This window comes from Streptomyces sp. NPDC038135, assembly GCF_055601245.1.
Map to the genome: position 1 here is coordinate 225,850 of NZ_JBVJXS010000007.1, position 14,147 is coordinate 239,996.

Annotated in this window: 11 protein-coding genes and 1 pseudogene; 7 read left to right on the forward strand and 5 right to left on the reverse strand. The window is 71.2% G+C overall.

Features of this window, described 5'->3' with window-relative positions:
• Window positions 1-29: 29 nt before the first annotated feature.
• Genes ACZ7JA_RS21380 through ACZ7JA_RS21390 form a run of 3 tightly spaced genes read right to left on the reverse strand, consistent with a single transcriptional unit; the run spans window position 30 to window position 3,932 of the window.
• The gene (locus ACZ7JA_RS21380) at window positions 30-1,298 is read right to left on the reverse strand and encodes an acyltransferase family protein (RefSeq protein ID WP_470809747.1); all 1,269 of its coding nucleotides are present in this window, start codon (window positions 1,296-1,298) and stop codon (window positions 30-32) included.
• The gene (locus ACZ7JA_RS21385) at window positions 1,295-3,463 is read right to left on the reverse strand and encodes a bifunctional polysaccharide deacetylase/glycosyltransferase family 2 protein (RefSeq protein ID WP_470809750.1); all 2,169 of its coding nucleotides are present in this window, start codon (window positions 3,461-3,463) and stop codon (window positions 1,295-1,297) included. The genes ACZ7JA_RS21380 and ACZ7JA_RS21385 overlap by 4 nt, the downstream gene beginning before the upstream one ends.
• A 25-nt stretch (window positions 3,464-3,488) precedes the next feature.
• The gene (locus ACZ7JA_RS21390) at window positions 3,489-3,932 is read right to left on the reverse strand and encodes a hypothetical protein (protein ID WP_470809752.1); all 444 of its coding nucleotides are present in this window, start codon (window positions 3,930-3,932) and stop codon (window positions 3,489-3,491) included.
• 223 nt (window positions 3,933-4,155) lie between these two features.
• Here ACZ7JA_RS21390 and ACZ7JA_RS21395 point away from each other — a divergent pair, with 223 nt between their 5' ends.
• From ACZ7JA_RS21395 to ACZ7JA_RS21425, 7 genes and pseudogenes are all read left to right on the forward strand, one after another.
• The gene (locus tag ACZ7JA_RS21395; protein ID WP_470809754.1) at window positions 4,156-5,166 is read left to right on the forward strand and encodes a glycoside hydrolase family 26 protein; all 1,011 of its coding nucleotides are present in this window, start codon (window positions 4,156-4,158) and stop codon (window positions 5,164-5,166) included.
• 107 nt (window positions 5,167-5,273) lie between these two features.
• Window positions 5,274-6,902: an outer membrane protein assembly factor BamB family protein gene (locus ACZ7JA_RS21400; protein ID WP_470809757.1), complete on the forward strand. Its 1,629-nt coding sequence runs from the start codon at window positions 5,274-5,276 to the stop codon at window positions 6,900-6,902.
• Window positions 6,903-7,154: 252 nt separating this feature from the next.
• The gene (locus ACZ7JA_RS21405; protein ID WP_470809759.1) at window positions 7,155-7,733 is read left to right on the forward strand and encodes a fasciclin domain-containing protein; all 579 of its coding nucleotides are present in this window, start codon (window positions 7,155-7,157) and stop codon (window positions 7,731-7,733) included.
• Between the two features lie 178 nt (window positions 7,734-7,911).
• Window positions 7,912-8,217: a hypothetical protein gene (locus ACZ7JA_RS21410; protein WP_389450019.1), complete on the forward strand. Its 306-nt coding sequence runs from the start codon at window positions 7,912-7,914 to the stop codon at window positions 8,215-8,217.
• 20 nt (window positions 8,218-8,237) lie between these two features.
• A pseudogene (locus ACZ7JA_RS21415) lies at window positions 8,238-8,723 on the forward strand (hemerythrin domain-containing protein); the annotation flags it as partial.
• 271 nt (window positions 8,724-8,994) lie between these two features.
• A complete protein-coding gene (locus ACZ7JA_RS21420) occupies window positions 8,995-11,949 on the forward strand; it encodes a glycosyl hydrolase (RefSeq protein ID WP_470809761.1) in 2,955 nt (984 codons plus the stop codon).
• A gap of 145 nt (window positions 11,950-12,094) precedes the next feature.
• A complete protein-coding gene (locus ACZ7JA_RS21425) occupies window positions 12,095-12,604 on the forward strand; it encodes a glutathione peroxidase (RefSeq protein WP_470809763.1) in 510 nt (169 codons plus the stop codon).
• 145 nt (window positions 12,605-12,749) lie between these two features.
• On the opposite strand, the gene ACZ7JA_RS21430 is transcribed toward ACZ7JA_RS21425, so the two are convergent.
• Together ACZ7JA_RS21430 and ACZ7JA_RS21435 are read right to left on the reverse strand one after the other, a co-directional pair.
• Window positions 12,750-12,941: a DUF397 domain-containing protein gene (locus ACZ7JA_RS21430; protein ID WP_351664998.1), complete on the reverse strand. Its 192-nt coding sequence runs from the start codon at window positions 12,939-12,941 to the stop codon at window positions 12,750-12,752.
• Window positions 12,942-13,130: 189 nt separating this feature from the next.
• The gene (locus ACZ7JA_RS21435; RefSeq protein WP_351665000.1) at window positions 13,131-13,988 is read right to left on the reverse strand and encodes a helix-turn-helix domain-containing protein; all 858 of its coding nucleotides are present in this window, start codon (window positions 13,986-13,988) and stop codon (window positions 13,131-13,133) included.
• Between the last annotated feature and the right edge of the window lie 159 nt (window positions 13,989-14,147).

Consider the following 14,147-nt stretch of genomic DNA (forward strand, 5'->3'; position numbering starts at 1 on the left):
CGACCGCAGCCACGCGCCGCGGGGCGCTGCTACCGCCCCCGACGCCGGCCCTTCGAGCGGCGGGGGTAGGGGAAGAGACGGGGCCGGCGTTTGGCGGCCACGTCCTCTATCCAGCCGAAGAGCAGGATCGCAAGGCAGATCAGCGGGACGGCGATCACCAGCGGGGTCCACTGGCTCATCAGCAGCCACTGGGCGTGGTCGTAGAAGAACTTGTTGCTCCACAGCGGGTCGATCAGCGGCTCGGTCAGCACCAGCGCGAAGGAGTGCCACAGGTAGACGGTGACAGCGCGGGAGTTGAGCAGGCTGATGACGCCGTTGAACCGCTCCAGCGGTTTGGGCCACTGCTCCCAGGAAGGGCTCAGGTGGAGCAGCAGCATCACCGCGCCGAACGACCAGATCGCCTGGGCGACCGGCACCGCTTCCAGGTCGTGCCCGAGCCGTGGGTTGTCCACCGGTGACCGCAGCAGCCACCACAGGCCGAACATGAGCACCAGCGGTGCGACGGACGGCACGACGTACTGCGGAATTCTGCGCAGCAGCCCCTCCTGGTGGGCCATGCCGAGCAGCCAGCAGGCGCCGAAGGTGGTGAAGTCGGTGGCGGCCTCCATCAGCCGGCCGGACTGGTCGACCAGGCCCGAGTTGACGACGAACGCCAGCACCAGCGGTACCAGCAGGGTGACCCAGGGCAGCTTCCGCATCGCCTTGAGCATCAGCGGCGACAGCAGTACGTACCAGAGGTAGGCGCGCAGGTACCACAGCGGCACACAGATCTGCTCGGCCCAGGTGTTCGGCAGGTGGCCGCCGAAGGTGTGCAGTGTCGCCCCGAACGGCGGCTCGCTGAACGGCATGACCCAGTACGCCAGGTCGCCCCACCACCAGTTGGGGTGGTGGGCGTCGGGCCGCCAGCCCTGCAGGAGCATCAGCGGCACCACGACCGCGCCGAACAGCCACATCGGCGGCAGCAGACGGCGCAGCCGGCCGCGGATCACGCTCAGCGCCGGCCGGTTGAGGGAGCGCACCATCAGCGACCCGGCCAGCGCGAACATCACGCCCATGGAGGGGAAGACGATCGGCAGCCAGGACCAGCTGAAGTTGTGGTAGATCACCACGCGGACCAGTGCGAGCGCCCGCAGCAGGTCGAGGTAGCGGTCGCGGCCGGGCTTCCGCGCGGGCGCCGGGGCGGCCTCCTCGGGCTGCGGGCCGCGCTGCGCGGGGAAGGCGGCGGGGTCCATCACCCGCAGGGCGACGGTGTCGGAGGGGTCCTGGGTGCCGAAGGCACTTGGTTGCGCGTGACTCATGCGGACTTCGCCCCCGTTGTGAACTCGAGCCCCACCTCACCGGTGCGCCGCAGCTTCTGCCAGCGCAACCGGCCCCCGGTCAGGGCGGTGATGGCGGACTGCAGCAGCACCATGTACATGAGCACCCGGTAGACCACCTGCTGGGCCGGGAGCGTGATCAGGTGCCACGGCTTCTCCCTGTCCAGGTGGAAGGACCACCAGGCGCACACGGCCTGCAGGGCCATCACCGCGAACCAGGCGGCCAGGGTCTTGTACGCGTCGACGAAGACCACGCCGTAGACCATGCCGATGTCGATGGCGGGTGCGAGCAGCGGGGTGATCACCATGAACAGGGCGACGAACGGCAGCCCCACCCGGCCGAAGTGGCCGGCCGCGCCGCGCTCCAGCAGCGAGTGCCGGTGCTTCCACATCGCCTGCATGGTGCCGTAGCTCCAGCGGTACCGCTGGGACCAGAGCTGCTTCATGCTGACGGGCGCCTCGGTCCAGGCGCGGGCGTCCTCGGCGTAGACGACCCGCCAGCCGGCCCGGTGCAGGGCCATGGTCACGTCGGTGTCCTCGGCGAGCGTGTCGTCGCTCATGCCGCCCGCCTGCTGCAGCGCCGTACGGCGGAAGCCGCCCACGGCGCCGGGGATGGTCGGCATGCAGTTGAGCACGTCGTACATCCGGCGGTCGAGGTTGAAGCCCATCACGTACTCGATGTGCTGCCAGGCGCCGATCAGCGTGTCGCGGTTGCCGACCTTGGCGTTGCCGGCCACCGCGCCGACCCGGGGGTCGGCGAAGGGCTGCACCAGCTCGCGGACGGTGGACGGCTCGAAGACCGTGTCGCCGTCCATCATGACGATCAGGTCGTACGAGGCGGCCGCCACACCGGTGTTGAGAGCGGCCGGCTTGCCGCTGTTGGGCTGCCGGATCAGCCGGACCATCGGCAGGTCCAGCTCCTCCACGATGGCGGCCGTGTCGTCGCTCGACCCGTCGTCGACCACGATCACTTCGATGGGATGGTCGCTCGCGGCAAGTGAGAGCAGGGTGTTGGTGATGCACTCCTGCTCGTTGTACGCGGGCACCACCACGGTGACCGGTTCGGTGACCGGGTCGCCCCAGGAGAAGCCCGGCTTGCGGGTGCGCCGCACGTGGACGGCCGAGAGCACCAGCATCAGCGCGAACCGCGCCATGACCAGTACGCCGACGACCGCGAGCAGGCCGACCAGCCACGGCAGCAGCCACACCGAGAAGGTGGTGCACCACAGGAACGCCTTGCCGACCCAGAGGTTGTAGCTGGTGACCTTGGTGTTGGCGGAGCCGGTGCCGAGGGCCTCGCCGGTGGTCTTGAAGGTGTAGCCCTGGGCCTTGAGCTTGTCGATGATCACGGGCAGCGCGGCCAGCGTCTGCGCGCGGTTGCCGCCGGCGTCGTGCATCAGGATCATCTCGCCCTGGCCGGGGAGTTCGGGCATGGCGGCCTTGACGATGGAGTCGACGCCGGGGCGCTTCCAGTCGTCGGTGTCCTTGTCGATGAAGGCGGTCAGGTACCCCTCGGACCCGGCCTGTTTGGTCACCGGCCACGACCAGTCGTCCAGCGCGTCCACGGTGGAGGAGTAGGGCGGGCGGAACAGGCTGGTGTGGATGCCGGCGACACCGGCCAGGGCGAGCTGGGTCTCGCCCAGCTCCCAGGTGAGCCGGGTGCCGGAGTGCAGCGCGAGGTCGGGGTGGGTGAAGGTGTGCAGACCGATCTCGTGGCCGTCGGCCACGATCCGGCGGATCAGCTCCGGGTTGCGGGAGACCATCGAGCCGGTGACGAAGAAGTCGGCGCGGACGTTCTCCTCCTTCAGCACCTTGAGGATCTTCGGCGTCCACTGGGGGGACGGCCCGTCGTCGAAGGTGAGGACGACGGTCTTGTCCGGGATCGTGTAGTTGACCGGCTTGGCGTTCCGGTCGCCGCGCGCGTCGACGACCGGGCCGCCCTCCAGCACGCTGGTCGGGACGGTGCCCTTGTCCACCGAGACGGCGATCTTGTCGTCGTGGAAGGCCTCGTTGTTGGCCATGCCCCGGAGCACCATCAGCGCCAGCAGGGTCGCCAGTACGGTCACCGGCAGGAAGAAGCGCAGGGGAGGCGCGGCGAGTCGGCGCGGTCGCGCGATGGACTGCCGGGGGCGTTGGTGGCGGGACATGGACTTCCTGGTCGGTCGCGGCTGGCTACTGCGCGGTGACGGTCACGGGGCTCGACGCCACCGTTACGGGCGCCGCCGTGACGGTCGCCGCCGTAGCGGTCACCGCCGTACCGGGCGCCGTCGCGCCGGGCGCCGTCGCGCCGGGCACCGTCGTCGTGGGGACCGACTCCGTGACGACGGACGGGGGCACCGCGGCGGCGGTGCTCCGAACGGGCTGGGCGGCGGCGCCGGGGGCCGCGGGCAGCGGCGCGTTCAGGTACTGGCTGGGCGGTGTGGTGTCCGCGGTGCGGGGGACGGTGAGCGCGGGCGCCTGGGACTGGGTTCCGACCAGACCGGAGATCATCGCCACCACGCACCCGGCGCAGAGGATGCCCACCAGCCAGCCCAGTCCGCGCAGTCGGCGGCCGCGCAGCCCGGTCTGGTCCACGAAGACGGGAGTGGGCTCGAGCTCCGTGGAGGTACTGGTCATCGAGAGCGTCGAGCCTTCCTGCGTCCCGTCACATCTACCGGTCCGGCGCTGCGGAAAGCCGTGAGTAGTGCGGCAAAACCAATGAATCGTATGAGGAAGGGGAGATTATCCGACCGCTCCCGATCATGTGACCAGAGTAGTATGAAGATTCGGTGAAAGTCACGCGGGTCTCGTAGAGTTCGGGATGTCGTAGCCGACCCCTGCCCGATCGGACCCGCACCGCATGGCAATACCCCGCCGTCGCCTCCGCCTGCCGGCCGCCGCGATCCTCATGGCCGCCGTCCTGTTCCTGGTGGATGCCTGCGCGGGCGCGGGAAGCGGGGACGACGCCGAGAAGGGCGCGGACTCCGCCGCAGCCGCGCGCTACCGGGTCTCGTCCCTGCTCAGACCGTCCGGCCGCGCGCTGGGCGTCGTCGACGACAAGACGCCCTGGCAGTACGGCATCGTCACCACCTTCGCCGAAGAGACCGGGCGGACCCCCGACATCCGCGAGTATTACAGCTCCTGGGGCGACGACTTCGACGCGGAGGGCAACGCGTTCCTGTGGAAGCACGGCCAGTTGCCCCTGATGGCGCTGGTCCCCACCGACACGTCGCTCGCCGACATCGCGAAGGGCGGGGAGGACGCCTACATCCGCCGGCTGGCGGGCCAGATCGCCTCGTACGACGGCCCGCTGGCCCTCTCCTTCGCCGGCGAGATGAACGGCCCCTGGAACTCCTGGGGCCCCGAGCACGCCAAGCCCGCCGACTTCGTCGCGTCCTGGAAGCGCGTGCACCGCATCTTCGCCGAGCGGGGCGTCACCAACGTGATCTGGGTGTGGACTCCACACGTGGTCGACTCGGGCACCCCCGCCCGGCTGCGCCCCTACTACCCGGGCAGCGCCTACGTCGACTGGGTCGGCCTCATCGGCTACTACGGGCCGATCGACGGCGTCGCCTTCTCCAGCCTGTTCACGCCCACCCTGCGCCGGATCGCGGACTTCTCCGGCAAGCCGGTGCTGATCGCGGAGACCGGGGTGGCCGAGGGCAAGGACAAGCAGGCGCACATCCGCGACCTGTTCCAGGGCGCCGCCAAGGCCGGCGTCATCGGACTCGTCTGGTACGACCAGCGCAAGGACTGGCCGGGCGGCAAGCAGTTGATGGACTGGCGGATCAGCACCTCGGTGGGTGCGCGGGCCGCGTTCCAGGTGGAGTCGGCCCGCAACGGCTTCGGTCACTCGTTCAAGACCGGTTGATCCAGGGCCGCGCAGGAGCCGGGCTCGAGCCCGCGAGGAACGACATTCATCAGGGCGCATCACCGCGGCTGGCGCACGCGGATGCCCGACCAGGGGAGATCACGGAGATGACGGCAGAATCGTCGCCGGGCCAGGGCGCTCCGCAGGAGGACGGCTGGGCCTTCCGGCCCCGCCGGCCGGCCGCCGGCCCGCGGCCGTACCGGGAACAGCGGCAGCCTGAGCCGGTCGTGCCGTGGGACGCCCCGCCGGCGGCCGAGCCGTACGGCGGCTCCTCCGGCACGCGCTGGGACTCCACCATGCCGCTGCGCTTCCCCGAACCCCGTGCAGGCGGCCACGAGGCCATCCCCGGGGCGGATCGCCGGACGCGTCCGCATCCCGGGCACGGGGAGCCTGCGGACGAGGGCCACGGACGCCCGTCAGCGGCGACGACCGCCGCCGGCCGGACGGCCCCGCGCCGCTCCGAGCCTGACGCCGCGCGGCCGAACGCCCTCGCGGGAGGGGGCGGCAGGCGGGCCGCGAAGCCCAGGCGGACGGGCCGGGTCATGCTCACCCTCGCCGTCGTCGCCGCAGCGGCCGGGACCGCCGCCGTCATGCTCAAGCAGCAGGACGCCGCCGCCGTCGCCTCCAGGAGCCTGACGCAGGCGTGGCAGACACCGGCGCCCGCCGCCGACGACGCGCTGGTGGGCAGCTGGCTCACCGACAAGCTGCTCGTGCGCGCCAGCAGCCGGGGCGGCCTGCGCGCCTACGACCTGACCGACGGCAGGCGGGTGTGGAGCGCCGCGCCCTCCGCCGACGACAAGCACGGCAGCGTCCCGTGCGCGATGTCGCCGACGCTCGGCGCGCAGGGCATCGGCACGGTCGCCTTCGGCACGGACTCCGGTACCTGCACCCGGCTGGCCGGCGTCGACGCGTCCACCGGCAAGATCCTCTGGTCCCTGCCGCTGACCAGCGCCAAGCACCCCACGGCGACGACCGCCGCGACCTATGTGCAGGGCGGCGTCGCCACCGTCGTCGGCAAGAACTTCCTCGGCGGTGTCGACGTCCGCACCGGCGGCCGCGTGTGGGGCTACAAGGCCCGCGGTCACTACTGCAACGCCTACGACTGGGGCGCCGACGGCGTCGTGCTGGTGGCCGACTTCTGCCTCGACCGGAAGACCAGGTTCACCTTCAGCGCGCTCGACGGCAAGACGGGGAAGGTGATCTGGCGGAAGGCCGAGAGCGCCCACTCGGACGTGACGCACATCCTGTCCGGCTCCCCGCTGGTCGCCGCCGTCCACACGGCCCGTCAGGACGCCGTACGGGTCCTCGGCGCCACCGGTGACGGCCGCAGACTGGCCGTGGGCGACGACGAGCTCACGAGCGGCAACACCAGCGACGCCGACCACTCCGCCCGGCTGTACGGCAACGTCCTGGTCACCCCGGCCTCGGCCGCCGGGAACGCGGTGGTCGACGGCTTCGACACCACCACCGGCGCCAAGCTCTGGACCCAGCGCTCCGCCGTGCTCGCCGTCCCCGCGTCCGGCGCGCACGACAAGGTGTACGCCGTCACCACGACCGGCGCCCCGCAGCTCGTCAGCATCGACCCGCGCACCGGACGCACCGTCCCGGTCGCCGTCCTGCCGGTCGGGACCGGCAAGTGGAACTTCACCGCCGGCACCGTGTACGTCACCCGGGACGGCGGCGTGCTGGCGCTCAACGCCCTCGGGTCGAACGGCGGAGTGCGGCTCTACCGGTAGGGCTCGACGCCGCCCGGGGCGGGGCGTAGCGGGCCGGCGCCGTGGCCGCTCCGGCCCGCGGCGGCCAAGTCCGGTCGCAGGCGCTCGAGATGCGGTCACGGGCACCTGCTGGATACGCTCGCTGGGTGGCCGGGTGGCGATGGCCCCAGGCGGGGCCGTGGCGCGGCAGCCGCCCCACCCCGCCCGCGGAAACGAGGACGTCCGCAGTCCCAGCCTCCGCAGTGCTCACGCCTCCACGGGAGGAAGGTCGCGATGAGGTTCACCCGCATGCGTACAGCAAAGGCCGCCGCGGCGGCCGCGTTGGCCGTCCCGCTCACCTTCGGCGGAGTGGCGTCGCAGAGCCACGCACAGGACGCGTCGCCCAGCCCGTCGGGGACGTTCGGTTCCGGCTGCTCGGCGCTCTCCCAGAAGGCCGACACCGCCAAGGACAAGGTCGTGAACGCCGCGTCCGCGTATCCGCAGCTCAGCCAGCTGGTCTCGGCCGCGGTCAGGGCGAAGCTGACCGACACCCTGAACGGCAAGCCGCAGATCACGGTCTTCGCCCCCAACGACCAGGCCTTCAAGAACGTCACCGCCTCGCAGCTCACCTCGCTCCTCGCCAACGAGGGGCAGCTCAAGAAGGTGCTGACCTACCACGTCGTGGACCAGCAGATCACCCCCGACCAGCTCTCCGACGGCTCCTTCACCACGGTGGAGGGCGGCAAGCTGACCACGTCGGGCTCGGGCAGCGACTTCAAGGTCAACGGCAAGGCGAGCATCGTCTGCGGCAACATCAAGGCCGCGAACGCCACGATCTACGTCATCGACCAGGTCCTCCAGCCCCCGTCCTGACCCCGCCCGCACGCGCGCAGGCCCTCTCGTCCGGCGGACGGGAGGGCCCTCGCGCAAGGGCCCCGGCTGTCCGGCCCCGAGTCAGGGCCGGACAGCCCTGCCGGGGGTGCCCGCCGGCGCGGTGTGATGGGACGGGGCCGTCCCGACGGCCGCCGCGCCGGACGGACCGAGGTACGCCATGAACCACCACCGCACCCGCACCGGACCACCGCACCGCCTGGCCGCGGTGATCGCCTCGTCACGGGTCGAACCCGTCCTGCTGGCCGTCACCGCGGCGGCCCTGACCGCCGGCGGTATCGCCTGGCTGGCCGGCGGGACCGGCCTCGCCGACCTCTTCCGGGCGCTCGGAACCCTGTCGGCCGTGGTGCCCGCCGCGCGCTGGGTGGTCGCCGCCCTGCGGCAGGGACGCGCGGGCGTGGACCTCATCGCCGTACTCGCCCTCGGCGGCACCCTGGCCGTCCACGAGTACCTGGCCGGCGCCTGATCGCGCTGATGCTGGCTACTGACGCCCTGCGCGCCCTGCGCGTCGACCAGGCCGTGCGGCCGCCCCTGACGCCCGCCGCCGAGACCCTGATCCACCGCTTCGCCGCCGAGCACGACGACCTCCAGGACGTCCTCGAGTCGGTTCGCGACTCCGCGGACCGGCTCTCCGGCGATACCGGTCCCGAGGCACTGGCGGCCGTCGAGGAGACCCACCGGCTGCTCACCGAACGGCTGCTCCCGCACGAGTACGCCGAGGAGCACCAGCTTTACCCCGCTCTCGCCCCCACCCTCGGCGGGCCGGAGGCCACCGCCACCATGAGCCGCGCCCACACCGAGATCGAGCGCCTCTCCCGCCGGGTCGCCACCCATCTGCAACTCGCCCACGCCGACGGCGGCCTGTCCCCCGGGCAGCTCGACGACCTGCGTTCCTGCCTCTACGGCCTGAACACCGTGCTGCGCCTGCACTTCACCCAGGAGGAGGAGAACCACTTCTCCCTGGCGCCCTGACCGTCGGCCGTCCGGTAGGACCCGGCGCGGCTCGGGACGGTCCTCGGGTGACGACCGGTCGAACAATCATTGCGCTTTGTATTGACGGTGCCTCAGGCCGACCCTACCTTCCTTGCTTGAGAGCGCTCTCAAGGCACTAGGTTCCGGGCTCTCCGCCACAACGGCCTGCGATGTGAAAGGCCGGCCGGCCGCGTCACTCGCTCCACGGTCCGCCGCACCTGCCGGCCCGGGCCGTTCATCCGCCTCACCCCCCGTGCTGAAGGGTGCTCCCATGTCAAGAGACAGTGCTCGGCCGCCGAGAGCGGTCCCGTGGTCCCCGCCCTGGCGGCGGGCCGCGGCGTTCGTGGCTCTCGCCGCCCTCATCGGGGCGGTCCTCACCGTACTCGGCTCCGCGAAGGCCGGCGCCGACACGGTGGGCGCGGGCAGTTACACCACCACCGCGCCCGGACCGCTGCCCTCCGGCTGCGCGGACCTGTCCACCAACCCGCGTCACTGGGTGACCTCCGACGCCCCGGCCGGCGCCGTCCCCACCAACGACTGGTGGTCGTCGATCCTCTGGAAGCGCACCAATTGCGCTTACGGCGAGCCCCTGTTCGCCCAGCCGCTCGGCTTCCGGGCCGGCTCGCAGGGGCTGGGCGTCTCCTACAGCACCAAGCCGACGATCTCCGGCAGCGGCAAGGGCGTGGGCGAGTACCACTTCGAGTACAAGGAGGACTTCGTCGCCGGCGTCTCCGGTCTCGCCGCCCCCGAGGTCAAGGTCGACGACTGGAGCGACTGGACCGTCAGCCCCTACCTCAGCGACGGCGCGCACACCCTGCGGGCGACGATCGGCTCCGGGCTGCCGTTCGCCTACTTCCGCGCGAAGGGCGGCGACGCGCGGATCAAGGCCGCCTCGGACGCGACGGTGGACGTGTGGTCCCACTCCGGCCCGACGCTCGGCTACTCGGTCAACGGGCACGACTACGTCGCCTTCGCCCCGGCCGGCGCCACCTGGTCGGTCAGCGGGTCCACCTTCACCTCCTCGCTCGCCGGCAAGGACTACTTCTCCGTCGCCGTGCTGCCGACGACGCCGTCCACCCCGGCCGCCGACCGCACCGCGCTCGCGGAGGCGTACGCCGGGTACGCCCACGACCCGGTCACCGGCACCGCCGTGTCCTACCGGTACGACGAGGCGAAGAGCACCGTCACCACCACGTACCGCTTCACCACCGAGGCCCTCGAGGGATCGGCGACCGGGACGGTCGCGGCCCTGCTGCCGCACCAGTGGCGCCACCTGTCCGACGGCAGCCCGCTGCCGCAGACCTACGTCTCCTCCCGCGGCCCGCTCAAGGTGCTCACCGGCGTCACGTCCTTCACCACGACGATGGACTTCCACGGGGTGCTGCCCGAGATACCGGCCGTCGCCGACAGCTCCGGCGCCGACCTCGCGACCCTGCGGGACTACCTGAACGCCGAGAAGGCCGATCCGACCCGCCAGGTGAGCGACGACACCTACTGGACCGGCAAGGGGCTCGGGCGCGCCGCACGCCTGGCGGAGATCGCCGACCAGACCGGCGACACCGGAGTACGCGACGCCGCCCTGTCCGCCATCAAGTCCAAGCTCACGGACTGGTTCACCGCCTCGCCGAACAAGACGGGCCACCTGTTCTACTACGACAACAAGTGGGGCACGCTGATCGGCTACCCGGCCTCCTACGGGTCCGACCAGGAGCTGAACGACCACCACTTCCACTACGGCTACTACGTCGCCGCCGCCGCGACCCTCGCCAAGTTCGACCCGGTCTGGGCCGACTCCGACCACTACGGCGGGATGGTCGACCTGCTCATCCGCGACGCCGACAACTACGACCGCACCGACAAACGGTTCCCGTTCCTGCGGGACTTCGACATCTACGCGGGCCACGACTGGGCGTCCGGCCACGGCTCGTTCGCCGCGGGCAACAACCAGGAGTCCTCTTCCGAGGGCATGAACTTCGACAGCGCCCTCATCCAGTGGGGCATGGCCACCGGGAACAAGGCCGTCCGCGACGCCGGCATCTACATGTACACCACCCAGGCCGCCGCCATCGAGGACTACTGGTTCGACGTCCACGACCAGGTCTACCCGGAGGGCTTCCAGCACAAGCAGGTCGGCATGGTGTGGGGCAACGGCGGCGCCTACTCGACCTGGTTCTCCAGCGCCCCCGAGCAGATCCAGGGCATCAACCTGCTGCCGGTGACCGGCGGGCACCTCTACCTGGGCGACAACCCGGCCTACGTCAGGGCCAACTACCAGGAGATGCTCGACCAGGCCGGCAGGACCCAGCCCGGGATCTGGCCCGACATCTGGTACGAGTACCGGGCCCTGGGCGACGGCGACGCGGCGCTGGCCGACTTCCGCGCCCACAGCTCCCTCACCTCCGAGGAGGGCGAGAGCAAGGCCCACACCTTCCACTGGATCCGCAACCTCGCCGCGCTCGGCACCGTGGACGCCTCGGTCTCCGCCGACTCCCCGCTGAGCGCCGTGTTCGTCAAGAACGGCGACCGCACCTACGTCGCCGCCAACACCACGGCCACGGACGGCACCGTGCACTTCTCCGACGGCACCACCGTGCGGGTGCCCGCCGGGAAGACGGTCACGGCCGGGGCGTACACGTGGAGCGGCGGCAGCGCGACGGGCGGCGGCCCGGAGCCGACCCCCAGCCCCACGTCGACCGAGACGGCGACCCCCACGCCCTCGCCGACCCCGACGTCCTCGCCCACCAGCGGGACGGGTTCCTCGCCCACGCTGTACCCGGCCGGTGACGGCACGCTGACCGGCACCGCCGACGCGGCCGGCTCCGTGACCCTGGCGTCGGCCGACGGCGTCAACCACGACGGCACCCCCTACAAGCCGACCACCTTCACCGCCACCGGACTCGACCTCGCGTACGACGGCGGCGGCACCCGGTTCGACCTCGCCGTCGACGCCGCCGGCGCCGTGGGCGACGCGCCCCAGGCGCAGGTGTCCTACGACTGCACCGGCAACGGCACGTGGGACCGCGTGGAGACGTACCGGTACTTCGCCACCGACCCGGTCCCCGGCTGGGAGCACTACACCGACAAGGCCGGGACCCTCTCCAGCAGCGGCGCCCTCTGCGATCTGCGGAACGGAACCGTGCAGGTCAAGGTGTGGAACGCGATCGGCAACGCGCCCAGCACCCTCGGCACCGGCGAACGGTCGGTACTGCGGCTGCCCTACAGCTGACCCGCCGCGCGCCGGTGGTGACGGGTCCGCCCGCCGCCACCGGCGTCGCGTCCACCCGTGGGAACAGCCGCCGCCGGAGGGTGTGGATCAGTCCTGGGCCGCCGGGGCCGGCCGGCGGCGGAGCGGCGCGGGCTAGCATCCGGGCATGACTGCTACTGACCACAACGCTTCCGTGCTGGACGTCGAGATCGGAGCCCTCCAGGGCGGCTCCGCCAATCTGCCGGGTTACGCCGGCCAGGCCGTGCTCATCGTGAACGTGGCCTCCAAGTGCGGGCTGACCCCGCAGTACACGGGTCTTGAGCGGCTGCAGGAGCGGTACGCCGAGCAGGGCTTCACGGTGCTCGGCGTGCCCTGCAACCAGTTCCTCGGGCAGGAGCCCGGCAGCGCCGAGGAGATCGCCGAGTTCTGCTCGGCCACGTATGGGGTGACCTTCCCGCTGACCGAGAAGGTGGAGGTGAACGGGGAGGGGCGGCACGCGCTGTACGAGCGCCTCGTCGGTTTCGAGGACGGCGAGGGGCACAGCGGGGACATCCGCTGGAACTTCGAGAAGTTCCTGATCGGCCGGGACGGACAGGTCGCCGCCCGGTTCTCGCCGCAGACCGAGCCGGAGGCGGCCGAGGTCGTCGCGGCCATCGAGGGCCAGCTGGCCCGGTAGTACGGACGGAAGCCCGAACGGGCGCGCCGCTCAGGTGCGCAGAGCCCTCTCGGCAAGGACGGCGACTGGTCGAGAGGGCTCCGTGGGTGATGCCTGTGCGGTTGTCGTCGGGCGACGGCTATGCGCGAGGGGCAGGGAGTACCCCCTAGGCCTTGACCGAGGTGACGAAGACGTTCCACGCGTCGGCGGGGAAGGCCAGGACCGGGCCGTCGGTGACCTTGGAGTCGCGTACGGCGAGTACCGCGGTGGTGGGCGACTTGACCTCGACGCAGGCGCCGTTGCCCGCGGAATAGGAAGACTTCATCCACGTCTCCGAAGCGCCCTGAATCAGTGCCATGTCCACTCCTGTTGCCAGTTGCTGTAGTGCGGTTCGCGCCAACCCTGTCGTCTGATTGGCGTGATCGACGCTACCGGGCAACTGCCGCCCGCGGAGTAGGCGTTCACTCAAGCGGATGGCATATTCCAGGTGAGCCTTCCGCTGGAGTGGACCACTGGTGTACGATCCCGCGGCTCTGTGGGACTCGGCTCAGTCGGCGTACTCCTTCGCCACCTTCGCGATGAGTTGCCGGGACTGTTCCACATTGAGGGACTGTGCCCGCAGATGTTCGTACATCACGGCGTACTTCTGCACGTCCGGCGCCTTCTCCAGGTACAGGTCGCTGGTGACGCCCTCGAGGTAGACCACGCTCGAGTCGGCCGCGTCGGTGAACTCCAGGATGGCGTACTGGCCGTTGAGCCCCGGGTGGGCGCCCACCTCGAAGGGCAGCACCTGCACGGTGACGTGCGGCAGCTGCGACATCTCGACCAGGTGCTCCAGCTGTTCGCGCATCACCAGCCGGCTGCCGACGACCCGGCGCAGCGCCGCCTCGTCCAGCACCACCCACAGCCGCAGGGCGTTGCCCTCGGCGGTGATACGTTCCTGTCGCCGCATGCGGACCTGCACGCGCTTCTCGATCTCGGCCGTCGACGTCTCCGGCAGCGCGCCCTGCACCAGTGCCTCCGCGTAGGCGCGGGTCTGCAACAGACCCGTCACCAGCTGGGGTTCGTACACCCGCAGCGACTCGGCGTCGGTCTCCAGGCCGATGTACACGCTGTACGGGATGTCCCCGAACGTGTGCCACCAGCCCTGCTGGCGGGAGTCACGGGCCATCTCCATCAGCGAGTCGACGATCCGCTGGTCGTCGACCTCGTACACCCCGCACAGGTCGCGCACGTCGCGCTGGCTGATGCTTCTGCGGCCGTTCTCCAGCCGGCTGATCTTCGACTGCGACACGAGCAGCCGCTCCGCCACCTCTTCGGCCGTCATGCCCTTGAGCTCGCGGAGCCTGCGCAGCTCCTGGCCCAGCCGGCGCCGTCTGACGGTGGGATTGACATTGGACGCCACGGGACGTGCACCTCCGGCTGCCTGCCTGTACTGACCACTTTGCGTATCTGCTGCTGAGCAGACTGCCACCAAGGCGCTTTCCACCGCTGGAAAACGGCGGATATCCAGGGCGTACGCACCGATCCGGGCGTCGCCCGGCGCTCCGGACACGGCCGAGCG